The following is a 24707-nucleotide window of genomic DNA, read 5'->3' as shown; positions in this document are numbered from 1 at the left end:
GAACCGATCGAACCCATTTCCCATGCAGTGACGACAATTTCATGACCAATACTTTCTGGATTGCCGCGACGGTACTGATCATTATCGCCCTGGCCTTTGTGCTTTTCCCGGTGCTGTTTCAGCGCGCCGACGCCCGAGCCCGGGCGGATATCCGTAACCAGAACCTGATGGCCTACCGGACCCGGATGAAAGAACTCGATGATGAGTTCGAGGCCGGTATTCTGGATGAAGACAACTACCGGCAACTGAAAGAAGAGCTGGCCGGATCCATGCTCGACGATGTCCCGGAATCGGAGCAGCCCCGGCGTGCGGTGCCCGGTCGCAAGAGTGCGATTGCGGTGGCGCTGGTCTCGGTGCTGGTGTTGCCCGGCGCGGCCTATTATCTGTACCAGGAATGGGGCGCTATGGATCGGGTGGAGCAGTACATTGCCATGCAACAGATGGAGCAGAGCGATTCCGGGCGCCAGGCCCAGATGTCAGACCTGGTGGTGCAGCTCCGGGACAGGCTTGAGGCCGACCCCGACAACCCCGATGGCTGGGCCATGCTGGGGCAGAGTTATATGCGTCTTGAGCAGTACCAGGAAGCTGCCTGGGCATTCCGCCAGTTGGCCAAGGTGGTCGATGGTAACGACCAGGCGGAGGCGGTGGCCCTGGGGCTGTCGGCACAGGCCCTGTTCTTCGACAGTCAGGGGGCAATGACCGAGGCGGTCACCGAGGCGATCCGTCAGGCGCGGTCCCTGAACCCGGACGAAGTCAACGCCCTGGGGCTGCTCGGGATCAATGCCTTCAGTCAGCAGAACTACCGCGAGGCCATTGAATACTGGGAGCGGATCGTGGCCGTAGCGCCGGATCACCCCCAGATCGCCTCTATCCGGGGTGGCATCAACGAAGCCTATAACCGTCTGGGTGAAACGCCGCCCGAGGTGCAGGCTCCCGCCGATGCCGGTGGCCCCGGTGTGACCGTTGAAGTCGCACTGGCCGATGCCTTTCAGGATCAGGTGCCTGCCGATACCACCCTGTTCGTGTTTGCCCGCGAGGCAGGTAACCCGAACGGACCGCCTCTGGCTGTTGAGCGCCTGACCGCCGGCGATCTGCCCGCGACCCTGCGCCTGGATGACGGTGACTCCATGTCACCGCAGATGAAAATTTCCGGCGCAGGCCAGGTGTTGGTGACGGCCCGCCTGAGCCGGACCGGCAGCGTCCAGGCCAGTGCCGGAGACTGGCAGGGCAGTGTTGATGAGCCTGTCACCGTATCCGGCGAGGATACAGATCCGGTTCGGCTGGTTATCGATCAGCAGCTCACCAATTGATCCAAACAGCCTGCGCCCCGGTCAGGCCGACAGATTGTCCGGATAGAGGGGGCGCAGGCCGTCCCCGCCGGCGGTCTTCGGCTTCCGGCGCCGAATGTGTTGCAGGGCTCTGACCAGAGCCTGCCGGTCTGTCTCGCCTGATTCACTTCGCCCTTTCCCTGCAAACAGGTCTGCCTGCAGGTGGTCCAGTTCGGTGGCCAGGGTGTCATCTCCCAGAAACTTCACAACATCCCCGGCGGTGTGGAACAGCTGATCCGGATGCCGATGCTGCATCCACCGGATCAGGAAATGGGGCGTTTCCGCGGAACCTTTCCTGGCGGCAACGATGAGGTCGTCAAACAGGAATCGCTCGTTGCTGTCGACCTCATGGGATGCGGGTTGTTTGTTCGACCCGCGTCCATTCCTTCCGGACCACCACCAGCCAGCAACAGTGGCAGCCCAGGCGATGGCCAGGACCAGACTGACCCAGATCCAGATCGAGCCGGTTGCTTCCCGGGAAGTACCTGGCTCCGGCTCGGTGGCCGTGCTGGTCGTCGCGGAACCGTTCTCAGGAGATTCCGGAGAGGGGAGCGCGGCGGCGGCACCGGTATCCGTGACTGACAGGGTCCGGGCAGGAATCACCGCGACCTGCTGGCTGTCGGTGTCGGTGTCCCACCAGGCAATCCGGACTTCCGGCAAGGTCATCTCACCGGCTTGCACCGGGACCAGCGCGACGGTCTGTTCCAGGGTAGAGACCAGCCCTTCGGGTGTCACCTGGGTGCTTCTTTCCGGCTGGTCGGGGTAGGCACGGATGCCGGAAGGCGTGCCCTCGGGTAGTGGCGGCAGGGCCTCCGAAGGCAGATCACTGGCCTTCAGGGTAATCCGACGGGTCAGGTTCTCGCCCAGGTCCACTTCCAGGGTCGGCGGCAGGCCGCTTTCGTCCAGAGACAGGTCGCTGGCGGGGAGCCAGGTGTCGCCGGTAAATTCGTCCGGAACCGGTTTTACCGGGACGGCAAAGAACTCCTCGCTGTCCCTCAGGAACCGTAGCTTGCCCTCCTGGGTGCGTGCCTGGCCCTCGAACCGGATCGGGGGCAGATCGAGCTCGCCGGTCCTCTGCGGAAACACCGCATAACGCCGTTCAACGACCCGGTAGCGGACGCCGTCCCGGTAACGGGTATATTCCTGCTGCTTCCCGAGGCTCTCGATGATGGCATGGGGGTGCTCCGGCTCGGACAGTTCACCCCGGATCAGGTTGCCGGTAAAGAACAGGCGAACTGTCAGGGTCAGTTGCTCCTGTACATAAACCTCGGCTTTGTCTGCGGATAGCTCAACGAAGCTGTCACGGACTTCGGGACCCTGGTCCGGCCCGGAGCCCGGGACTACCTCAACGGTTACCGGCTCCGAGGTGGCATCCCGGAAGGTGAGCTCGGGAATGGTGAGTTCGCCGGTGCGTGACGGAGCCAGCTGGTAGGTCCAGGTGATCTCGCCGATCATCTGGCTGTTAACGGTGCGGATGCTGTACTGCTGGTTGCGGGCGAGGATCTCGAAATCCGGCTCGACCTTTTCGATATCCGGCGCGGGCAACTGGGACAGATCGAACTCGAACAGGTTGCTGAGGTTTATGTCCAGCTCCATGGTGCCCTTGACCGTGACAGTCAGGACCTCGCCTTCATAAAGCTGCTTGCGGTCCGGCTCCACGGACAGCTCACCGGCGCAGGCCGGGAAGGCCAGCGCCAGCAGCAGCCACAATCCGGTTATCGTTGCCACTATCCGTTTTACCATGGTGTATCGCCCTCGGCGGGTGGTGTCTGACGTTCCTGGTACTGTTGCAGGAATTTCCGGCGCAACAGGCCGCCGGGATTGTCGGGAATGCGCCTGAGCCACTGTTCCTGCCCCTGACTCAGGGGTTTCTCCGAGATCGCGGCCGGGGCTTGTGCCTGTTGCCCGTCCTGTTGTTCCCCGGACTCTCCCTGTTGGCCGGTAGCCGGATCCTGCTGTGATTGCGCGGAGTCCGATTCCTGCTCGCCCTGACCGTTTTCCTGGCGGCTGTCTGACTGGCCGGATGGATCCTCCCCGGAGGGAGAAGGCTGCTGTCCGGCTTGCTGATCATCGCCCTGCTGCGACGGGTTGTCCTGGCTGCCGCCCTCGGAGTTCTGGTTCTGTTGTTGCTGGCTGTCACCCTGGCCCTGCTGGTTCTGTTGCTGTTGCTGTTCTAGCAGTTGCTTCACCAGATCCCGGTTGTAGCGGGCGTCTTCCATCTCCGGTGTTTGCGTCAGGGCGCTTTCGTAGGCTTCGAGCGCCTGTTCGAGCTTGCCGGCCCGGGCCAGGGCATTGCCCCGGTTGTAATCCGCGTCAGGACCGTCCAGCGATCCGTACAATTTGGCTGCCTGTTCATAGTCACCGGCGCGGTAGTGGGCAGGGGCCCGCCAGGCCGGGCTGTCGAGTTCACGGGCGGCCTGTTCAGGATTCTCCCGGATCAGCTCCGGCGCACGCTGGTCCTCCCGTTGCCAGAGGCTGTCCCAGCTTGCAGCCTCCGCCGGTTCGGGCATCAGGGGCAGGATCAGCAGGGCGAGCACGGCAAACCCGCCCCGGCGCCAGCCGAGAAGGACCAGCGGGAGGACAAGCCAGAGTAGCCAGTAGCCATCATCCTGCCAGCGATTTACGGTCTGGTCGGAGTCGGCGGATTGCCAGTCGTCGCTGTCTTCTGGTGTCAGTTTCAGTGCCTCGATATCGGTGTCGTCCAGGGTCAGGGCGTGAAAGGAGCCCCCGGTTTTTGCGGCCACACCGGAAAGTGCGCCAGGGTCGGCCCGGGTAATCACGATCTCACCGTTATCGCGCATGAAACCCCGTTTGGCCAGGGGAATCGGGCCGCCACCCTCAGTGCCGACCATCAGGGTGCTCAGGGTGTAAGGCGTGCCTGCCAGGGCATGGGTGATTCCGGGCAGATACCCCTCCCGGACATCGTCGGTGATCAGCAGGATCTTGCCTTTGCCTGGCGCTCCCTGTTGCAGCAGTTCCGTTGCCCGGGTGACCGCCAGATCGGCGCGGTTGCCCTGGGCCGGCATGATCGTCGGGTCCAGCACGTTGAGCATGGCTTCGATGGTGCGGGCGTCATCGGTCAGCGGCGTGACCACATGGGCATCAGCCGCATAGACCACCAGGCCGTTGAGGCTTCCCTCCCGGGTCTTGAGGATATCCCGGATCTTGCGTTTCGCCCGGGTCAGGCGGTCGGGTTCCACATCGGTGGCGAGCATGGACAGTGACAGGTCCAGCACCATGACCAAGCTGTCTCCCGGCTGTTTCAGGGGCGTGGGCGCCTCCCGCCAGGCCGGGCCGGCCAGGGCAACCGCCAGTATCACCAGCGCCAGGGAGACCGGCACAAGCGGAGATCCGCCACGGCCATTCTGTTGACCCCGGGAACGGATCAGGGGCGACAGCAAGGGGGCAGGAATCAGCCGTGACCAGCCGCTGTCGCCATGGCCTGCGTTACGGAGTATCACCACGAGCAAAGGCACCGCGAGAAGCAGCAGCAACCAGAGCGGGCGAAGGAAATGGAAGTCAGCCATGCTGCGCTCCTTCCGCTGGTTCTGCACGGGATTGGCGGCGTCGGGCGGCGAGGCTGGCCAGGGCGACAAACAGCCACAAACCGGCCGCCAGGCCCGCCGGCCAGACGAACAGCTCGGTCACCGGGCGATAGAGTTTGCCCTCCAGTTCGATGGCTTCGAGCTGGTTGATGCTCTCATAGATCATTTCCAGCTCGGGCAGGCTGCGGGCGCGGAAATACTCGCCACCGGTGGCCTGTGCCATCCGGGTAAGCAGGCCTTCGTCCAGGTCCCGGGAGGGATTGACCCGTCGGGAACCGAGCAGGCCCCGCTGGACCATGGTGTCGGCGCCGATCCCGATGGTATACAGCCGGACGCCCGCGGCGGCGGCGATTTCCGTGGCCTTGTCCGGACTGATTTCCCCAGCGGTGTTGGCGCCGTCGGTGAGCAGCACCGCGACCCGCTGTTCCTGGGGGCGTTCCCGCAACCGCTTGACGGAAAGGCCGATAGCATCCCCGATCGCCGTGGCCCGGCCGGCCATGCCCAGCCCCGATTCCCGCATCAGGGCGCGCACGGTTTCCAGATCGAAGGTCAGTGGCGCCTGGACGTAAGGCTCGGTGCCAAACAGGATCAGGCCGAGCCGGTCGCCCTTCCGCCGCGAGATGAAATCATTCAGTACGTGTTTGACCGCCTGAAGGCGGTTGATACTGCGGCCCTGGATCACCATGTCCCGCTCGTCCATGGAGGGGGAAATATCCACCACGAGCATAAGGTCACGACCGGTGAGCGGCATCTGCACCTGCTCGCCGACGTATTGGGGCCGTGCCAGCGCCAGCACCAGGAGAAGCCAAAGTAGAGCGAGCAGCAGCTTGCGCCACCATGGGGTAGCGCTGCCCTGGCGACTGACACCGGGCAAGCCGGATAACCAGTGCCCGGTGGGCAGGACCGGTGCGTCCACCTGCCGGCGCGCCGGTCGGCGCCACTGGATCAGCAGCGGGAGCAGGGCGATAACAAGCACCCAGGGATAGGCCAGGCTCAGCATTTCTGCCCTCCCAGCCAGCGGCGGGCAAACCGGACAGCTTCACCGGGATCGGCCTGCACCGTTGGCTGCCACGCGGCATGGACCAGCGCTTCGAGCCAGCGCCGTTCCGGAGTTTGTCCCTCTGGCGACGTGGCGATCAGGAATTCCACCCAGGCGTGGCCGCTGAGGGCCTGGGGCCGGCTTTCCGGGTGGCATTCCCTGGCTGCCTGTTTGAGCAGGGTGTTGAGAGAGGTGAACCAGGCAGGTGTTGGTTCCGATTTTCGCTCCAGTTCGGTCAGGGCAATTAGTGCCTGCCGGCGCCAGCGATTGCGGCGCCTGCGGCGAAGCAAGGCTGTCACTGCCAGCGCAAGGACAACCAGAAGCAGCACGGCGAGCATCCACCAGCCCGGCGCCGGTGGCCAGAAGCCGCCGGTGGCAGGCAGATGGATGTCTCGCAGCTGGCTCAGGGGGTCCTGTGGATTCATCCGATCCGCCCCCTTGGCCCGAGCAGGGACTTCAATACGGACGCAGGGTCCTCGCCGGTTGAAACGGTCGCGGCAACCACACCGGCGGTGCGGAAACAGGACGCCAGCCGTGTTTCGTGAGCCGTAATGCGTTCCCGCCAGGCTTTCTGGAAACGGGGATTGCCGGCATCGAACCAGATCGGGCCGTCCGGACCGGCGACCGCGAACCGGCCGTTGTCGGGCAGATGCCGCTCCAGGGGATCGACGATCCGGATGGCGTTGACGACATTGTGGCGTGCCAGGGCGCCAAGCAGGGAGGAGGTCTCGTCCGAGATCTGCAGGAAATCGCTCAGTACGAAGATGCGGCTGCCGGTGTGGGCAACCCGCCGGGCTTCGGCCAGGGCCTGGTCGAGCCAGGGCCCGTTAGCCATGCCGGAGGTGGGCAGCCCCCCGTTCGGGTCGGGTTTGTGCTGCTGTTCCGCCAGGGAGTCGAGCAACCGCAGCACCGATTTCTTGCGGCGGGCGGGGCGAAGCACTTCCAGCTTCTCACCGTTGAAAACGATTCCGCCAACCTGGTCTCCGGCCCAGAGGGCCAGCCAGGACAGGATCGCTGCCACCTGGGCGCAACGGACCTGTTTGTAGGCGCCGGTACTGGCGAAGAACAGGCTCGGGCCCAGATCACACAGCAGCAGTACCGGGCGCTCCCGTTCCTCTTCGTACAGTTTGGTGTGGGGAGACTGGCGCCGGGCGGTGACCCGCCAGTCGATGCTGCGGATGTCATCACCTGGCTGGTACTGGCGCACCTCGGCAAAGGCCATGCCGCGCCCCCGTTGCGGCGAGCGCTGAAGGCCCGCCTGCCGGGACCGTACCGGCCGCGCGGAAGGCAGCTTCAGGGCCCGGGCATCGGCCTGCAACCGGATCAGGTCCGGCAGGCTGATGTGTGTGGTGGCTTGGCTGCTTACCATGGTGTCGGGTCTTGCACAGGGATATGGGGCCTCAGGCGGCGACCGGAACCCGGTCGATCAGCCGCGCGATGACCGCGTCCGGCGTCATGCCCTCGGCTTCGGCCTCGAAGGTCAGCAGTATCCGGTGCCGGAGCACGTCAAAGGCCATGGCCCGGACGTCATCGGGAGTGACATAGTCCCGGCCATCCAGCCAGGCACTGGCGCGGGCACACCGGTCCAGGGCAATGGTGCCCCGGGGGCTCGCGCCGAAGGCGGTCCAGCGGGCCAGTTCCGGATCCAGGGTGGCGGCATCGCGAGTCGCCAGTACCAGGGCCAGCAGATATTGCTCAACCGGTTCGGCCATGTAGATATCCGCCGCCTCGGCCCTTGCTGCAAAGACCTGCTCGGCAGTGATCCGGGTTTCGGCCTTTGGCAGTCCCTGGCGGTAATCGTTCCTTGCCAGGTGCAGGATGGCCTTTTCAGCCTCGGCCGAGGGGTAGTCAATCACCACATGCATCAGGAAACGGTCCAGCTGGGCTTCGGGCAGCGGGTAGGTACCTTCCTGCTCGATGGGGTTCTGGGTGGCCATCACCAGGAACAGTTTGTCCAGGGGGAAGGTCTTGAGACCGACGCTGACCTGCCGCTCGCCCATGGCTTCGAGCAGGGCGGACTGCACCTTCGCCGGCGCACGGTTGATTTCGTCGGCCAGCACGAGATTGTGGAAGATGGGGCCTTTCTGGAATTCGAACTGCCCGGTTTCCGCCCGGTAGATCTCGCTGCCGGTGACATCCGAAGGCAGAAGATCCGGGGTGAACTGGATACGGTGGAAGTCACCCTCGAGGTGGTCCGCCAGGGCCTTTATGGCGGTGGTCTTGGCCAGCCCGGGCGCCCCTTCCACCAGCAGGTGGCCGTCGGCCAGCAGGGCAATGAGCAGCCGGTCTACCAGTTTTTCCTGGCCAATGATCCTTTTGGCTAACTGTGACCTTAACTCCCCGAACGTATGCTGTAGTGACATTGGATGTAACTGCTCCCTTATCCATGTCCCGTCAAGGAACCGTATTGTTCGTAAGTAGTTGCCGCAGTTTTCGCATCTGGACGGCAAAAATCAAGGGTTTGACTATGCTTATCTGACAGTACGTCGATTACGTTTATTTCACACTGACAAGAGGTAGATCATGAACGCGCTGACTGTGGCCAGCAAGGAACAGTTTTTTGAGCAACTCGCTGATGCGTTTTCCCAGAAGATCGCGAAGACCGAGGCGAAAAAAATCAGCGAATTTGCAAAGCAACATTATGCGCACATCCCTCTTGAAGAGTTGGTGAGTCGACGATTCTCGGATACCTACGGCGCGATTCTGGCCGCCTGGCAGTTTCTGCAGAAGCGCAGTGCCGAGGAAACCCCGGTATCGGTATTCAACCCGGACCTCGAAAGTGACGGCTGGCAGTCCACCCACACGGTCATTTTCATCCTGCATCCGAACATTCCGTTCCTGATCGATTCTCTGCGGATCGCCATCAACCAGCGGGAAATCGGCACCCATTCCATCCAGCACTCGATCCTGCAGGTCGATCGTGACAAGGACGGCAAGCTCAAGAAGCTGCACTCCACCAAGAAAAGCGGCTCGGGCGCAGAGTACGAGGCCTTTATCGTTCTTGAAATCGACCGCCACAGCAATCCGTCGGATCTGAAAGATCTGGAGGAGGCCCTGCAGACGGTCCTGCACGAAGTGCGTATCGCGGTCTCGGACTTCAATGTGGTGACTGACAAGGTCAACCGGATCATCGGCGAGCTGGACGACACCACCGCCGGCATCAACGACGAGGAAAAGGAAGAGGCGAGGGCCTTCCTGAACTGGCTGGTTCAGGATCATTTCACCTTCCTCGGTTATGACGAATACGACTATGTGAAGGACAAGAGCGGAACTGTCGTTCGCCGGGTCGCCAACTCGGAGCTGGGTATCCTGCGGGTCAACAACGAGCGCCCGGACCGGGTCCGTCTGAACGAGCTGCCCCAGCGCACCCGGCACGAGATGACCCGCACCGACGACATCTTCATCTTCGCCAAGTCCGCCCAGCGCTCCCGGGTGCATCGCCCGGCCTATCCCGACTACATCGCGGTCAAGAAATTCAACGACAAGGGCGATGTCGTCGGCGAGCGTCGGTTCCTGGGCCTGTATACTGCCCGGGTCTACAACGAGCGCCCCGACGAGATTCCGTTGCTGCGCCGGAAGTTCCAGAGTGTGATGAAACGTTCCGGCTTCCTGCGGGACGACTACGCCGGCAAGGAACTGGAGCAGATTCTCACCCTCTACCCGCGGGATGAGCTGTTCCAGATCGAGTCCGACGAGCTGCTCCGGGTGGCCAAGAACATTCTCTACATCCAGGAGCGCCGGCGCATCGAACTGTTCATGCGCGAGGATGTGTATGGCCAGTTTGTTACCTGCCTGGCCTTCTTCCCGAGGGATATCTACAACACCGAGCTGCGCCTGAAGGTAGAGCAGGTGCTGTTCGAGACCCTGGAAGCGGAGGACATCGAGTTTGTTACCCACTTCTCCGAGTCGGTGCTGGCCCGGGTGCAGTTCACCATCCGGGTGCCCCAGGTGGAAAACCGCCAGTTGCCGATCGCCGAGATCCGGGAGAAGGTCATCGACCTGGCCCAGTCCTGGCGCGACGGCCTCTATGAGGCGCTCAGCGAGGCTTACGGCGAGGAACGCGGCAATGAATTCTACCGGCTCTGGGCCGGTGGCTTCCCGGCCAGTTACACCGATATGTTCTCGCCGCGCAGGGCCGCCATCGATCTGGACCACATCGCGGCCTCCGCGGATAACGACGATCTGGCCATGAGCTTCTACCGGGCTCTGGAGGAGGATGAGTCGACCCTGCACTTCAAACTGTTCTTCCCGGACGAGCCGCTGCCGCTGTCCGACGTGATGCCGATCTTCGATAACCTGGGCTTCCGGGTGATCGGGGAGCACCCGTTCGAGGTGCTGGATCGCCACGGCAAGTCGGTCTGGATCCACGATTTCACCCTTCAGGCCCACACCGGGGAAGTGGTGGACATCCACCGTATCCGGCCGATTTTCGAGGAGCTGTTCCGCCGGGTCTGGCACGGCGAGGCTGAAAACGACGCCTTCAACCGCCTGCTGCTGTCGTCCTACATGAGCTGGCGGGAGATTGCGCTGCTGCGGACCTACGCGCGGTATATGCGGCAGATCCGTTTCTCCAACAGTCAGACCTTCATCTCCAATACCCTGGTCAACCATGTCCAGCTGACCCGGACCCTGCTGGACCTCTTTGACATCCGATTCAACCCCGAGCGCTATCAGAGCAGGGGCAAGAGCGAGGCGGCCCAGCAGAAGCTGGAAATCGAATTCAGCGCCGGACTGGATGAGGTTGAAAACCTCAGCGAGGACCGGGTGCTGCGTCTGTACCTGGAGCTGATGCAGGCGACCCTGCGCACCAACTACTACCAGCTGGATGCCGACGGCAAGCCCAAGTCCTACATCAGCGTGAAGTTCGATCCCTCCCGAATCCCGGACATGCCGCTGCCGCTGCCGATGTTCGAGATCTTCGTGTATTCGCCGAGGGTCGAGGGTGTCCACCTCCGGGGCGGCAAGGTTGCCCGTGGCGGCCTGCGCTGGTCTGACCGCTTCGAGGATTACCGCACCGAGATTCTGGGTCTGGTGAAGGCCCAGCAGGTAAAGAACGCGGTCATCGTGCCGGTGGGCGCCAAGGGTGGTTTCGTGGCCAAGCGGCTGCCGGACCCTTCGGATAGGGAAGCGTTCCAGGCCGAGGGTATCGCGGCCTACAAGACCTTTATCTGCGGCCTGCTGGATATCACAGATAACCTGGTGGATGCCGGGATCAAGCCGCCGGAGCGGGTTATCCGGCACGACGAGGACGATCACTACCTGGTGGTGGCCGCCGACAAGGGCACCGCGACCTTCTCCGACATCGCCAACGGCCTGGCTGCGGAATACGGCTTCTGGATGGGCGATGCGTTCGCCTCCGGCGGCAGTAACGGCTATGACCACAAGAAGATGGGCATCACCGCCCGGGGTGCCTGGGTCTCGGTGGAACGCCACTTCCGCGAAATGGGCATCAACCCGGCACTGGACGAGTTTACCGCCATCGGCATCGGCGATATGGGCGGCGACGTGTTCGGCAACGGCATGCTGTGCTCGGAGAAGACCCGCCTGGTTGCGGCGTTCAACCACATTCACATTTTCGTCGACCCGGATCCGGATGCTGAGGCCAGTTTCCGGGAGCGCAAGCGCCTGTTCGAAATGCCCCGGTCCGCCTGGACCGATTACGACACCAAGCTGATTTCCAAGGGCGGCGGTGTGTTCAGCCGGAACGCCAAGTCGATCCCGGTCAGCCCCGAAATGAAAAAACTGCTGGGCATCAAGGCCGATCGCGTGCCGCCCAACATGTTGATTTCCCACATCCTCAAGGCCCAGGTGGACCTGCTCTGGGTCGGTGGTATCGGCACCTATGTAAAGGCCAGCTCCGAATCCAACACCGATGTGGGCGACAAGGCCAACGATGGTCTGCGGATCAACGGCGCCGAGCTGCGCTGCAAGGTGGTGGGTGAGGGCGGTAACCTGGGTCTGACCCAGTTGGGCCGCATTGAGTACGCCCTCAAGGGCGGTCGCCTGAACACCGACTTCATCGACAACTCCGGTGGCGTGGATTGCTCGGACCATGAGGTCAACATGAAGATCCTGCTCAACCGGGCCGTGGCTGTCGGTGATCTCACCGAGAAACAGCGGAACGTGATGCTGGAGGAAATGACCGACGATGTTGCGGCCCTGGTGCTGAAGAACAACTACCGTCAGACCCAGGCCCTCAGTATCGCCAGTGAGGATGCGGCGACGCGCCTGGAGGAATACCGCCGGCTGATGAATACCTTCGAGAGCGAAGGCAAGCTCAACCGGGCCCTGGAGTTCCTGCCGGACGATGAAACCCTGTCCGAGCGTAAGCTCGACAAGAAGGGGCTGACCCGGCCGGAGCTGTCGGTGCTGATCTCCTACGTGAAAGGGGACCTGAAGCAGACCCTGATTGACAGCACCTTACCGGACGAGCCGCTGTTGGCCGGCGAAATGTACAAGGTGTTCCCCCGGGCCCTGACCCAGCAGTTCAGCTCGGAACTCGGTGAGCACCAGCTGCGCCGGGAAATCATCGCCACGCAGATTGCCAATGACATGGTCAACCACATGGGCATTACCTTTGTGGAGCGCCTGAACCAGTCCACCGGTGCCGACGCGGCGTCCATTGCCCTGGCATGGATTATCGCGCGGGATGTGTTCCGCATCGACAACTGGTGGGACAAGATCGAGGCACTGGATTTCCACATTCCGGCCAGGCTGCAGATGGAGCTGATGCAGGATCTGATGCGCCTGATGCGCCGGTCCGTCCGTTGGCTGCTGCGTAACCGCCGGGCTGAGCTGAGCATCCAGAGCCATATGGAGCGGTTTGCCGACAGTGTGTGGGCCATTACCGCCGGCCTGCCGGACTACCTGGGTGAGCAGGCGCGCCAGGCCTGGGAGAAACGCCATAACGATCTGGTGGAGGCGGGCCTGCCCAAGGAGTTGGCGTCCGTGGTGTCCGGCACCGGTTACCTGTACTCGTCCCTGGGTATCATCGAGGCCAAGGAAGCTACCGGTATGCCCCTGAAGACCGTGGCCAACCTCTATTTCGAGCTGGGCGACCGTCTTGACCTGACCTGGTTTGCTACTGCCATCGCCGATCTGAAGCCGGTTTCCCACTGGGAGGCACTGGCCCGGGAGAGCTTCCGGGAAGATCTGGACTGGCAGCAGCGGGCCCTGACCACCGGGGTATTGAAGCTGGCGGAAAAGCCGACCGATGTGCCTGCCTGTGTGGAAACCTGGATGCAGCAGCATGAGCAACTGATTGATCGCTGGAAATCCATGCTTGTGGAGCTCAAGAATACCCGGGAGCCCGAGTACGCCATGTTCTCGGTCGCGCTGCGGGAATTGCTGGATCTGGCCCAGAGCACGATCCACCAGCCCCAGGGTGAAATCGAGGTTGAGACCAACTGAGTATTGCGTTTCGACAATGATTCGCTTTCAATTCCGGCACTTTTGTCAGAAACGGGAGTTGTTTGCATGGGGCAGCTAGATAATCTGCTGGAAAAGAACCGGGCCTGGGCCAACGGCATCAAGTCCGTCGATCCCAAGTTCTTCGACCGCCTGTCCAATCAGCAGGCGCCGGAATACCTGTGGATCGGCTGCGCCGACAGCCGGGTACCGGCCAACCAGATTGTGGATCTGCTGCCCGGTGAACTCTTTGTTCACCGCAATGTGGCCAACGTGGTGGTGCATACCGACTTCAACTGCCTGTCGGTGCTGCAGTTCGCTATCGAGGTGCTCAAGGTGAAGCACATCCTGGTGGTGGGCCACTATGGCTGTGGCGGTGTGCGGGCAGCCCTGCGGAACGAAGGTTTTGGCCTGATCAGTCACTGGCTGCGCCATGTCCAGGACGTGCGCGACCGCCATCAGGCTACCCTGGATGCGATCACCAGCGAGCAGGACCGGATCGACCGTCTGTGCGAGCTCAATGTGGTGGAACAGGTGGGGCACGTTTGCCAGAACAACATCGTCCAGGAAGCCTGGCGTCGCGGGCAGCCCCTGAACGTCCATGGCTTTGTCTATGATGTGGCCGATGGCCTGCTCCGGGACATGGGGCTGTCCATCTCCAACGAGGAAGAGCGGGACCAGGTGCGGCAGACTGCGGTCGAGGAGCTGGTTCAGCGCCCGGTTCGTGCCGGTCGCCAGAAACTGGCCTGATCGCTTCATGTCCTCCCTTCCCAATTCCCATGAGGCATTGCTTCGTAACCGTGACCTGCTCGGTGGTACGGTTGGTCTGCTCGGGGTCACGGACCCCGGCCTGCTGTCCCGGCTGGGGGAGCAAGGCCTCGCCATGAGCGAGCACGCCGGCGTCTACGAGGCCCTGAGCCGGGTGCCCGGCTGGCAGGCCTGTTTCGGCTATGATGCCCCAGGCCTGCAGCCCGCCAGTCTCGACACCATTGTGGTTTTCCTCCCCAAGGCGCGGGCCGAACTGGACCTGCGCCTGGCTCTGGCGCTATGGCTGGCCGGGGCCGGTGCCCGGTTGATCCTGGTGGGCGAGAAAAAAGAAGGTATCGCCGGCGCGGTCAAGCAGCTCCGGGCCAGCTTGCCCGATGCCGGCAAGGTGGACAGTGCCCGCCATTGCCAGGTTTGGAGTGCAGAGATTACAGAGCCGGCCCCGGAGTTCGCGCTGGCGGACTGGATCACCTGGACACAGGTGGAACACGCGGGCGTCAGCATCGATGTGGCCGGTATGCCCGGTATCTTCAGCCACGGCGAGCTGGACGAGGGGACGGCGCTGTTGCTTGACAGTCTCGCCCGAGAGCCTGTCAGTGCCGGCCGGTTGCTGGATTTTGCCTGCGGTGCCGGGGTGATTGGCAGCTGGCTCCAGGGCTGGCAGCGGCAGTCGGATCAGACTGTTTCCCGGGTCGATGGCCTCGATGTCCAGTCGCAGGCGGTGATCTGTGCCCGGGCAACCTATGAACGCAATGGGTGTGCGGGGGATATTCATGCCTCGGACGGCCTCGCAGGCATCGAAGGTAAATGGCCTGCCATTGTCACCAATCCGCCGTTTCACACCGGCGTCCGGACCGATACCTCCATGACCGAGCGCTTTCTTCAGGACGTGGCTTCACACCTGGAAGCCGGCGGCGAATTGCGGCTGGTGGCGAACAGTTTCCTGCCCTATGAAGAGTTGATCCGGCGCCATGTCGGTGCTGTGGAGCGGCTGGAGCAAACCCGCCGGTTTACCGTCTATCGCGCTTTTCGCCGCTGAAGGAATAAAAAAAGCCCCTGGGGTGAGGGGCAAAGGTGAATTGCATGAACACTGCGAACTCTAGGGTTAATTTCTAGAATAAACAGCCTAGAATGGGCGCCCCCATGAAACGCCTCCCCGGATAGCCCGAAATGACAAGCGCAAAACTCCAGACTCCCGATGGCCCACTTTTACTGGTCCGCCCCGGTGGCGGTGACAAGTCGCTCAGGGCCTGGGATGCGGCTGACGAACTGTTGCTGGACACCGCTGCAACGCTCCTCCAGGACCGGTCGGACGCCAGAGTCCTCATTGTGGATGACCAATTCGGCGCCCTGTCTCTGGGGCTGGCACGGTTTGCACCGGAACTGGTGGCGGACAACGCCGGCCTGACTGAGGCACTGGCAATGAACGCCAGAGCCAATCCCTCGGTCGCGGAAATGCCCCGTGTCACCAGCTGGCAGGATCCTCCCGAGGGGTCCTTTGATCTGGTCGTGTTGCGGATTCCCCGCCAGGCGGATTATCTGGCCTGGCTGCTGCGCTGGCTCAACGGGGTACTGTCGGAGCAGGGCAGGATCCTGGCCGGCGGCATGATCAAGCACCTCCCGGACCGCAGTGTCGATGTCTTTGCCGAGGCGGTAGTAACCGAGCAGGTTTTTCCTGCCCGCAAGAAGGCGCGGGTGGTGATGTGCAGCAGGGGGCAGGCGGGCCTGAACGACTGGCCGGGATTATGGAAGGGCTATGCCCTGGATAACGGTGTCCGGGTGGAGGCCTTGCCTGCGGTGTTTGCCCGGGAGAAGCTGGATATCGGCACACGGCTGCTGTTGCCCCATGTCACGGCCGCCGTGTCGGCGCTCGGTGACGATGCCCGGGTGCTGGACCTGGCCTGCGGGAACGGTGTGCTCGGGCTTCAGGCCCTGTCGGCGCGGCGGGAGCTGAGCCTGACATTCACCGATGTGTCCAGTCAGGCCGTGCTGAGCGCCAGGCACAATGTCAGTCGGGCTTTTCCGGGTATCGAAGCGACTTTTCATCACGCCGACGGTATTCCGGAGGAGGCCGGGGCGTTTGACCTGATCCTGCTCAATCCTCCGTTCCACGAAGGGGGTGTGGTAGGAGATCATATCGCCCTGCGGCTGTTCCGGCAGGCTGCCCGACACCTTGCCCCTGGTGGGCGATTGCTGATGGTGGGCAACCGGCACCTGGGCTATCACCGGACCCTCAAACGGGATTTCCCGAAGGTGAGTCAGCTGGATGCGGATCCGAAGTTCGTGGTGTTTCAGGCCGGGCGGTCGTAACCCAGGCGTGCCAGGGTGTCGACAATGGTCTGGGTCTGGCTGTCGATTTCGATATTGACCCGGTCTCCAATCTCCGCCGTGCCGAAGGTGGTGGCTCTCAGGGTTTCGGGGATCAGATGCACGTTGAAGCGATTTTCGCGGACTTCGCCAATGGTCAGGCTGGCGCCGTTGATCGCAATGTAGCCCTTGGGAAAGATATAGCGGGTCCATTCCTCCGGCACTTCAAACCAGATCGTGACATTGTTCTCCGGGCGCTCGATCTCCACGATCCTGGCAGTGGTGTGCACATGCCCTGACAACAGGTGGCCGCCGATCTCGTCGCCGATCCGTGCTGCCCGCTCGAAGTTGACGGCCTTACCTGCTTCGAGGTCTCCCAGGGTGGTCAGTCGCAGGGTCTCCTGCATGGCGTCGAAGTAAAGTATCGCGCCTTCCTGGCGGGTCACGGTCAGGCAGGTGCCATTGATGGCCACGGAAGCGCCAATAGTCACGCCTTCCACCTTGTCCTCGGGGAGCCGCACCGCCAGTGTGCTCAGTCCCGGACGGGCGGTGACTTCTTCGATGGTGGCGATACCCTGGACAATTCCTGTGAACATAGACTACCTCTCGGCTTTCGGAGCTCTGCGCTGTGGCGGGAAGCTGAAGGATAACAAACTTGACATAAATTGGCTTCAAACGTATGTTTAAAACAGACGTACGCTAGAGGCACCGATAACAAGATGGCGCAATCTGATACCGTAGACCGGATTCTTGACGCAGCCGAGGAGCTGTTTGCCGAGCGCGGGTTTTCCGAAACTTCCCTCCGGATGATTACCAGTAAGGCTAAAGTAAACCTCGCTGCTGTCAATTACCACTTTGGTTCGAAGAACGCGCTGATTCACGCGGTCTTTGCCCGTTTTCTCACGCCGTTTTCCGCCACCCTGGAAAAAGCCTTCGATGAGCTCGAGGAGAGTTGTGGCGATCAGCCCCCGACCCTGAATCAGACCCTCTGGGCCCTGACCGAAAGTGCTGTCCGGATGCCCCAGAGAAACGAAAAGGGTATCTCCATCTTCATGCGCCTGCTCGGTCTGGCTTACACCCAGTCCCAGGGCCACCTGCGCAAGTTCCTGGAGCAGGAATACGGCGACCCGTTCAGTCGTTTCATGCGCCTGCTCAAGGCCGCAACACCGCAATTGTCAGCCGTAGACCGTTACTGGCGCATCCAGTTCATGCTCGGGGCGACCGCCTTCACCATGTCCAGCTCGGATGCCCTGCGCGATATCCTGCAGAACAAGACCGGTGTCGAAACCTCGGTCCAGGAGATCGCCATGCGCCTGGTACCGTTCCTGGCTGCCGGCATGCAGGCCGAAGATACCATGCTGGTTCCGCCCAAAGGCAGCAAGGTCTCGGTTGCCTGAGTTCTGCTCCCTCGGTTAGGCTTCCGGTCTGGAATAGTCCGGATACGGAGCCCGACCGGTTTTGACCCAATCCCGAAAGCACGTCGATCACCTGGCAGTTTCCATCGCTGACCAGACTCTGACCCTGGTGAATGATCAGGGCCAAATCATTGCCAGCTATCCGGTATCCACCGCCCTGCACGGAGCCGGGGAGCAGGATGGCAGCGGCTGCACCCCCCGGGGCGAACACTACATCCGCGCCATGGTGGGCCAGGGTCTGCCGGCAAACACCGTGTTCCGGGCCCGCCGCCCCACCGGTGAAATCTACAGTCCGGAACTGGCACTGGCGCATCCCGACCGGGACTGGATCCTCAGTCGCATCGTCTGGTTGTGCGGCCTGGAGCCGGGTAAAAACCGGGGCCCCGGGGTCGATACTTTCCGTCGCTTCATATACATTCACGGCACACCCGACACCGAGCCCATGGGGGTTCCCAGGTCCCACGGCTGCATCCGGATGCGCAATCCCGATGTGATCGAGGTGTTTGACCGGGTCCGCGCGGGGCTGCGGGTCGTCATCCTTTAACCATCTTTCATCCGAGGGATCCGATGATCGGAGAGCTGCTGACAACAATCAACGAGTGGATCAAGGGTTACGGGTTGCTCTCCGAGGGCTGGCGCGCCGGCATCATTGTGTTTGCGCTGGTTTTTGGTACCGCTTTTGTGGCCTATGTGGTGAGCCACATAATCCGGGCCCTCGAGAACAAGTTCAGCAAAACCCGCAACATCTGGGATGACGCGCTGTTGCACGCCGCCCGAAAGCCATTGGTTGCCTTTGTCTGGCTCCAGGGCGTGTACTGGGCCGCAGAGGTGGCCCACCACTATTCCGAAGCCGAGATCTTCAAGGCCAACCAGAAGCTGCTGGAGCTGGGCTTCATCTGGATCGTGGTGTGGGTGCTGCTACGCATGATCAAGGAGGCCGAGCAGATTCTGGTCTCCCCGATGAAGATGAAAAAGCCCATGGACTACACCACCGTCAATGCGGTGAGCAAGCTGTCCAGGGCTGTGGTTATTATTACCGCCGTGCTGATTGTCATGCAGACCCTGGGCTACAGCATTTCCGGGGTGCTGGCCTTCGGTGGTGTCGGTGGTATCGCCGTGGGTTTTGCCGCCAAAGACCTGCTGGCCAACTTCTTCGGGGGCATGATTGTGCACCTGGACCGGCCCTTCAAAGTTGGCGACTGGATCCGCTCGCCGGACAGGAACATCGAGGGCACGGTCGAACATATCGGTTGGCGGGTCACGACAATCCGTACCTTTGACCAGCGACCGCTTTATGTGCCCAACGCGGCATTCACCACCATCGCGGTGGAAAACCCCTCGCGCATGTACAACCGCCGGATCTACGAAACCATCGGGATCCGTTACGCGGATGTCAGCCAGATGGCGGACATCGTCTCCGATATCCGCTCCATGCTGGAGAATCACGAGGAAATCGAGACCCAGCGCACTTTGATCGTCAATTTCGTGGCGTTCAACAGCTCGTCTCTCGATATCATGGTGTACACCTTCACCAAGACCACCCAGTGGGTCCGGTTCCACGAGATCAAGCAGGATGTGCTGCTGCGGATCAGCGACATTATTGAAGGCTATGGCGCCGAGGTGGCCTTCCCGACCCGTACCCTGCATCTTCCCGACGGCGTGCGTCTCTCCGGCGAGGACAATGGCGAACGGGAGAGTGGCGCGCGAGAAGGGGAGCAGAAGGCCTCCGCTAACGGCAAAGAATCACCCGAAGGGAAGTCAGAATGACTCAAGCTTCAAGCACTGCGCCGGTCGGTATCATCGGTGGTACCGGCCTGACCACACTTTCCGGGCTGACCATCGCGGGCGAGTCCAGCGTTTCCACGCCCTGGGGTGAGCCCTCTGCGCCCCTGGTGGAGGGGCGGTTGGGTGAGCAGTCCGTGATTTTCCTTTCCCGGCACGGCAATCCGCACCGGATTCCGCCGCACCAGGTCAACTACCGGGCCAATATCCTTGCGCTGTATGAGGCGGGTGTGCGAACCGTGGTCGGCGTGAATGCCGTGGGAGGTATTCATCCGGATATGGGACCGGCCCACGTTGTCGTTCCGGACCAGATCATTGATTACACCTGGGGGCGGGGCAGTACCTTTTTTGAAGGCGACCTGGATTCGGTCACCCACATCGATTTCACCTTTCCCTACGACGCAGGCGCCCGGCAGGCACTGATCGACGCCGCGAGACGGGAGTCGGTGCCGTTCTCGGATTTCGGCGTGTATGGTGCAACCCAGGGTCCGAGGCTGGAGACCGCCGCGGAGATCCGGCGCATGGAGCGGGACGGTTGCGATCTGGTAGGTATGACCGGTATGCCGGAGGCGGCACTGGCGGCAGAACTGGGGATGCGTTACGTGTGCCTGGGGCTGGTGGTGAACTGGGCCGCGGGTAAATCCGACCACATCATCACCATGGAAGAAATTGAAGAAGCCATCGAGCAGGGAATGTCCGGTGTGAAGACCATTCTCGCCAGCTCGATGGCCCAGCTCGGACAACTCAGTCCGATGCCTCGACCTTCCTGAAGAACACCAGGACGCCGATGGTGGGGGAGTCCAGGAAATGGACTTCCTGGCTGCGCATCCTGCGGGTCTCGCGGATCCAGGTCACCAGTTCCAGCGGATTTGCAACTGGCTGAGCCGCCTGTGGCTGGAGGGATACAAAGCTGTCGCTCTCGGTTTCCTCCTGCAGTTGTCCGTCTTCAGTGGGATTCGGAGCGGGCTGACTGACGAATGAACTGGTGCCCTGCTGCCAGTGATTAAGGTGGACCTCCACGTGCAGATAGCGCTGGCGGTCAATGGTGATATGTCCCTCGATTTCCCGTTGCCCCGCGCTGTCGATCCAGTCGCCCAACTCAATTCTGAGGGGAGCGCCTTCATAGTCGGGCGGGAACGCCTCGTACCAGCCCGCAGTCATCAGTACCCGGTAATTGCCGCTGTTTTCCAGCCGCTGGGCCGCCGAATTGAGGTACAGATCCCCGCGGGGCGCCAGGTTCTGGGTAGTCTGGGCATTGCCGCTGCGATCAACGACCCATAGCGCTTCGTTGGTCTGGATCGGCGGCTCTACCTCCCGGTCCCCCATACGCTCTTCAACCGCCGAGGGATCGACGATGCGCTCAAGAATGACAAATTCCGCACGGTAGTAATCGTCCGGAATGTTGCCTGAATCCTGGGCGTGCGCGGTCAGGGCCAGCATGGCCAGCGTGATCGTGGCCAGGATGCGGGCGGCCTTGGTACTGCTGAAAAGGGTGGTCGGTTGCAACGGATTCTCTCCCCGAATCATGCGAGCGTCAGTGCCTGGATTTACTGTCAGCCGGTGTCAGCTCGTCCAGCATTTGCGAAATGCCATCGAGTTTACCACCGGTGGAGGTGTCCTTCAGCCTGAAACGGAAGCTATTGGCCCCCTCAAGCCGGTACTGGTCCGGCGCGGATTGCACTTTTTTAACCAGAACCAGCGGGTCCACCGGTGTCGAGCCGCCGAACTCCAGACGGGTCCATTCCTTGCCGGCATCGATTTTCACGATACCCAGTGCCTCGGCCCTGAGCCTCAATTCAGTCTGACGAACCAGGTTCTTTGCCGGTTCCGGTAACAAACCGAAACGGTCGATCATCTCAACCTGAAGTTCTTTTAATGCTTCCTTGTTGTCCACGCTGGCAATGCGCTTGTAGAGCATCAGCCGGTTATGGACATCAGGCAGGTAGTCCTCGGGAATCAGCGCCGGAATCCGCAGGTTCATCTCGGTGCCGTGGCTCAGGGGCAGGTCTGCGTTCGGCGTACGGCCTTCCTTGATGGCCTTGACGGCTTCATCCAGCAGTTGCATGTACAGGGTGAAACCGATGGTCTCGATCTGCCCGCTCTGCTCCTCACCCAGCAACTCGCCAGCCCCCCGGATCTCCAGGTCATGGGTGGCCAGCATGAAGCCTGCGCCCAGATCCTGGGCCTCGGAGATCGCATCCAGGCGCTTCCTGGCGTCCGCGGTCATCGCCCGGGGTGGCGGCGTCAGCAGGTAAGCATAGGCCTGGTGGTGGGAGCGGCCCACACGGCCCCGGAGCTGATGCAGCTGGGCCAGGCCGAACTTGTCTGCGCGCTCGATGATGATGGTGTTGGCACTGGGGATGTCGATGCCGGTTTCAATAATGGTGGTACACACCAGTACGTTAAAGCGCTTGTGGTAGAAGTCCGACATGATCTGCTCGAGCTCCCGTTCGCGCATCTGGCCGTGGGCAACGCCCACACGCGCCTCGGGAATCATCCGTCGGAGGTCTTCCGCGGTTTTCTCGATGGTGGCCACGTCGTTGTGCAGATAGTACACCTGACCGCCCCGGAGGATTTCCCGCAGGATGGCCTCCTTGGTCATAGCATCATCCCGCTGCCGGACAAACGTTTTCACCGACAGTCGCCGGGCCGGTGGGGTGGCAATGATGGACAGATCCCGCAGGTGACCCATGGCCATGTTCAGGGTGCGCGGGATGGGCGTGGCGGTCAGTGTCAGCATGTCCACTTCGGCCCGCAACGCCTTGAGTTTTTCCTTCTGCTGGACCCCGAACCGGTGTTCCTCGTCGATGATCACCAGGCCCAGATTCTTGAACCGGATGTCTCCCTGCAGCAGCTTGTGAGTGCCGATGACAATGTCCGCCTTGCCGTGCTCGATGGCTTCCATCGCCTTGGTGGTCTGGCTGCCACTGCGAAAACGGGATAGCAGTTCCACCTGGACCGGCGTGCCGGAGAACCGGTCCCGGAAGGACTCGTAATGCTGCTGGGCCAGCAGAGTGGTGGGTACCAGTACCGCCACCTGTTTACCGGACCAGGTGGCCAGGAAAGCGGCGCGCATGGCCACCTCGGTCTTGCCGAAGCCGACATCCCCGCAGACCAGTCGGTCCATGGGGCGCTCACCGGTCATGTCCTCGAATACCGCCTGGATGGCCACTTCCTGATCCGGAGTTTCCTCGAACGGGAATTCGGCAGCAAAGGCGCGGTAGGCCTCCTTCGGATCCTCGAACTGGAAGCCTTTGCGGGCTTCCCGGCGGGCGTAGACATCAAGCAGTTCCGCCGCGGTGTCGCGGATCTTCTCGAGCGCTTTCTGCTTGGCGTGGCTCCAGCGCTCGGTGCCCAGTTTGTGCAGCGGCGCGTGCTCGACATCGGTGCCGGCGTAGCGTGAAATCAGGTGCAGACTGGAAACCGGTACATACAGTTTCGAGCCCCCGGCGTACTCGAGCATAAGGAACTCGTTGGATTCGTCGCCGACGGTAATCGTCTCCAGTCCCAGGTAGCGGCCCACGCCATGGTCGATGTGAACCACCGGAGATCCGATCCGCAGTTCTGACAGATCCCGGTAGCCGTCATCGTCCAGTTCCGTCGGTTTTTCCCGGCGTCGGCGTTGCAGGACCCGTTCGCCGAACAGGGCGGTCTCGGTGACCAGGGCCAGATGCTGCCCGGGCAGGACCAATCCCTGCTCCATGGGGGCGATAGTGATGGCCAGAGGGCAGTTTTCTTCCGAGATGAAGGACTGCCAGTCTTCCAGGTTCGTGGTTTTCAGGCCATGGCTGGACAGGTTCTCTATCAGCGCTTCCCGCCGGCCGGAGGATTCGGCTCCGATCAGAACCCGGCCACCAAATTCGGTGATAAAACGCTTGAGCCGTGCTGCCGGGTCTGCTGCCCGCCCGTCCATCGACACATCGGGCAGCGCCTGGCTCGGGCAGTTGACGGCGCCGCTGCCTTCGACGGTGTCCGGGGTGGTGGTCACCCGCGGGAAGGTCTTCAGATGGCCAAAAAGCTCATCCTGTTGCAGAAACAGGGTGGCTGGCGGCATGATCGGCCGCAGGCGGTCGTGGCGGCGATCCTCGTAGCGATTTCGGGTCTCGGCATCAAACTGGCTGACCGCCTCATTCAGGCCCTCGGCCGTGAAAACGAGGGTTTCCCCGGGCAGGTAATCGAACAGGGTGGCCGTTTCGTCAAAGAACAGCGGCAGGTAGTACTCGATGCCGGGCGGCGTGATGCCGTGGCTCACGTCCTGGTAGATGGGGGCATCCCGGTCGGCATTGGGGAACTGCTCGAACCAGCGGTTGCGGAATCCGGAACGGGCTTCCTTGTGCCAGGGGAATTCATAGGCCGGCAACAGTTCGATGCGATCAATCCGGTCAACCGAACGCTGGGTTTCCGGGTTGAAGGTGCGCAGGGTTTCGATTTCGTCATCGAACAGGTCTATGCGGTAGGGCTGGCTGGCACCCATGGGAAAAATATCGAGGATTGCGCCGCGGACGGCGTATTCGCCGTGCTCGTAGACATTCTCCGAGTAGCGGTACCCGGCGGCTTCAAGCTGGAGGCGCCATTTGTCGATGTCCAGGGACTGGCCAACCTCCAGGATCAGGGTATTGCCCTGCAGGTAACTGACCGGTGGCAGCCGGTGCATCAGGGTGCGGGCAGGCACTACCAGCAGCCCATGACGGGTCGAGGGCAGGCGATGCAGGGTCCGGATCCGGCGGGAGGTGATGTCCTGGTGTGGCGAGAACAGGTCGTAGGGCAGGGTTTCCCAGTCCGGCAGGGAGAGCAGTTCCATGCCGTCTGCGGTGATCGCCGGTTGATCCTCATCCTCGGGCAGTCCCAGGAAAAACCGCATGGCCTGCTCCAGCTGGATGGCCTCGCTGGTGCTGCGGGTGATAACGAGCGTCAGTCCCGGATGGTTGCGGGCGCTCTCGCAGATGGCCAGGGCATTACTGCTGCCGTGCAGCTCCCCCCAGGTGCGGTGGTCCGCCGGGCGAGTGGGAAACTCCGGTGCAATCAGCCGGTTATCTGATCTGGAGGGGCCTTGGCTCATGGTCGGGTGGTTGCTCCTGCAGTCCTGTATCGGGGAGATGGCGAGCGGCGTATTCTACCG

General features: G+C 62.2%; 18 protein-coding genes. 9 read left to right on the top strand and 9 right to left on the bottom strand.

Features of this window, described 5'->3' with window-relative positions:
- Positions 1-41 precede the first annotated feature (41 nt).
- A complete protein-coding gene (ccmI, locus tag BM254_RS06320; protein WP_092000353.1) occupies positions 42-1310 on the top strand; it encodes a c-type cytochrome biogenesis protein CcmI in 1269 nt (422 codons plus the stop codon).
- A 21-nt stretch (positions 1311-1331) separates the two neighbouring features.
- Here the strand turns inward: ccmI and BM254_RS06315 are convergent, their stop codons facing one another.
- Genes BM254_RS06315 through BM254_RS06290 form a run of 6 tightly spaced genes read right to left on the bottom strand, consistent with a single transcriptional unit; the run spans position 1332 to position 8275 of the window.
- Positions 1332-3071 carry a BatD family protein gene (locus BM254_RS06315; protein ID WP_092000351.1) on the bottom strand — a complete coding sequence of 580 codons (1740 nt, stop codon included), beginning with the start codon at positions 3069-3071 and terminating at the stop codon, positions 1332-1334.
- Positions 3065-4855 (bottom strand): VWA domain-containing protein, encoded by a 1791-nt coding sequence (locus BM254_RS06310; protein ID WP_092000348.1) that lies wholly within the window; start codon positions 4853-4855, stop codon positions 3065-3067. The genes BM254_RS06315 and BM254_RS06310 overlap by 7 nt, the downstream gene beginning before the upstream one ends.
- Positions 4848-5873 carry a vWA domain-containing protein gene (locus BM254_RS06305; protein WP_092000345.1) on the bottom strand — a complete coding sequence of 342 codons (1026 nt, stop codon included), beginning with the start codon at positions 5871-5873 and terminating at the stop codon, positions 4848-4850. The genes BM254_RS06310 and BM254_RS06305 overlap by 8 nt, the downstream gene beginning before the upstream one ends.
- The gene (locus BM254_RS06300; RefSeq protein ID WP_092000343.1) at positions 5867-6337 is read right to left on the bottom strand and encodes a DUF4381 domain-containing protein; all 471 of its coding nucleotides are present in this window, start codon (positions 6335-6337) and stop codon (positions 5867-5869) included. The genes BM254_RS06305 and BM254_RS06300 overlap by 7 nt, the downstream gene beginning before the upstream one ends.
- The gene (locus BM254_RS06295; protein WP_092000340.1) at positions 6334-7281 is read right to left on the bottom strand and encodes a DUF58 domain-containing protein; all 948 of its coding nucleotides are present in this window, start codon (positions 7279-7281) and stop codon (positions 6334-6336) included. Before BM254_RS06295 ends, BM254_RS06300 begins: the two co-directional genes overlap by 4 nt.
- A 31-nt stretch (positions 7282-7312) precedes the next feature.
- Complete coding sequence (locus BM254_RS06290) at positions 7313-8275, bottom strand: AAA family ATPase (RefSeq protein WP_092000337.1); 963 nt, start codon at positions 8273-8275, stop codon at positions 7313-7315.
- A gap of 160 nt (positions 8276-8435) precedes the next feature.
- Between BM254_RS06290 and BM254_RS06285 the strand changes: the two genes are divergently transcribed.
- From BM254_RS06285 to BM254_RS06270, 4 genes are all read left to right on the top strand, one after another.
- On the top strand, positions 8436-13322 hold the full coding sequence (locus tag BM254_RS06285; protein ID WP_092000335.1) for an NAD-glutamate dehydrogenase: 4887 nt from the start codon (positions 8436-8438) through the stop codon (positions 13320-13322).
- Between the two features lie 66 nt (positions 13323-13388).
- A complete protein-coding gene (can, locus tag BM254_RS06280) occupies positions 13389-14069 on the top strand; it encodes a carbonate dehydratase (RefSeq protein WP_092000332.1) in 681 nt (226 codons plus the stop codon).
- 7 nt (positions 14070-14076) lie between these two features.
- Positions 14077-15123 (top strand): class I SAM-dependent methyltransferase, encoded by a 1047-nt coding sequence (locus BM254_RS06275; RefSeq protein WP_092000330.1) that lies wholly within the window; start codon positions 14077-14079, stop codon positions 15121-15123.
- A gap of 131 nt (positions 15124-15254) precedes the next feature.
- Complete coding sequence (locus BM254_RS06270; protein WP_092000327.1) at positions 15255-16394, top strand: class I SAM-dependent methyltransferase; 1140 nt, start codon at positions 15255-15257, stop codon at positions 16392-16394.
- Here BM254_RS06270 and BM254_RS06265 read toward each other — a convergent pair.
- Positions 16376-16987, bottom strand: coding sequence for a riboflavin synthase subunit alpha (locus tag BM254_RS06265; protein WP_092000324.1), 612 nt, complete (start codon positions 16985-16987; stop codon positions 16376-16378). The two genes, BM254_RS06270 and BM254_RS06265, sit on opposite strands and share 19 nt — an antisense overlap.
- Before the next feature lie 123 nt (positions 16988-17110).
- On the opposite strand from BM254_RS06265, the gene BM254_RS06260 reads away from it, so the two are divergent.
- The 4 genes from BM254_RS06260 (at position 17111) to BM254_RS06245 (ending at position 20358) form a co-directional block, all read left to right on the top strand.
- Positions 17111-17788 carry a TetR/AcrR family transcriptional regulator gene (locus BM254_RS06260; RefSeq protein WP_092000322.1) on the top strand — a complete coding sequence of 226 codons (678 nt, stop codon included), beginning with the start codon at positions 17111-17113 and terminating at the stop codon, positions 17786-17788.
- 61 nt (positions 17789-17849) lie between these two features.
- Positions 17850-18350, top strand: a complete 501-nt coding sequence (locus tag BM254_RS06255; RefSeq protein ID WP_092000320.1) for a L,D-transpeptidase — start codon at positions 17850-17852, stop codon at positions 18348-18350.
- 23 nt (positions 18351-18373) lie between these two features.
- Positions 18374-19573 carry a mechanosensitive ion channel family protein gene (locus BM254_RS06250; RefSeq protein WP_092000317.1) on the top strand — a complete coding sequence of 400 codons (1200 nt, stop codon included), beginning with the start codon at positions 18374-18376 and terminating at the stop codon, positions 19571-19573.
- Positions 19570-20358 carry an S-methyl-5'-thioinosine phosphorylase gene (locus BM254_RS06245; protein WP_092000314.1) on the top strand — a complete coding sequence of 263 codons (789 nt, stop codon included), beginning with the start codon at positions 19570-19572 and terminating at the stop codon, positions 20356-20358. The genes BM254_RS06250 and BM254_RS06245 overlap by 4 nt, the downstream gene beginning before the upstream one ends.
- Here the strand turns inward: BM254_RS06245 and BM254_RS06240 are convergent.
- Positions 20333-21094 (bottom strand): CsiV family protein, encoded by a 762-nt coding sequence (locus BM254_RS06240; protein ID WP_245777379.1) that lies wholly within the window; start codon positions 21092-21094, stop codon positions 20333-20335. The two genes, BM254_RS06245 and BM254_RS06240, sit on opposite strands and share 26 nt — an antisense overlap.
- 28 nt (positions 21095-21122) lie before the next feature.
- Positions 21123-24647, bottom strand: a complete 3525-nt coding sequence (gene mfd, locus BM254_RS06235; RefSeq protein ID WP_092000307.1) for a transcription-repair coupling factor — start codon at positions 24645-24647, stop codon at positions 21123-21125.
- Positions 24648-24707 lie beyond the last annotated feature (60 nt).

It is taken from the genome of Marinobacter pelagius (assembly GCF_900114925.1).
Taxonomy (GTDB): domain Bacteria; phylum Pseudomonadota; class Gammaproteobacteria; order Pseudomonadales; family Oleiphilaceae; genus Marinobacter; species Marinobacter pelagius.
Note: the sequence above shows the minus strand (reverse complement) of the source record. Positions and strands in the feature narration are given on the sequence as shown.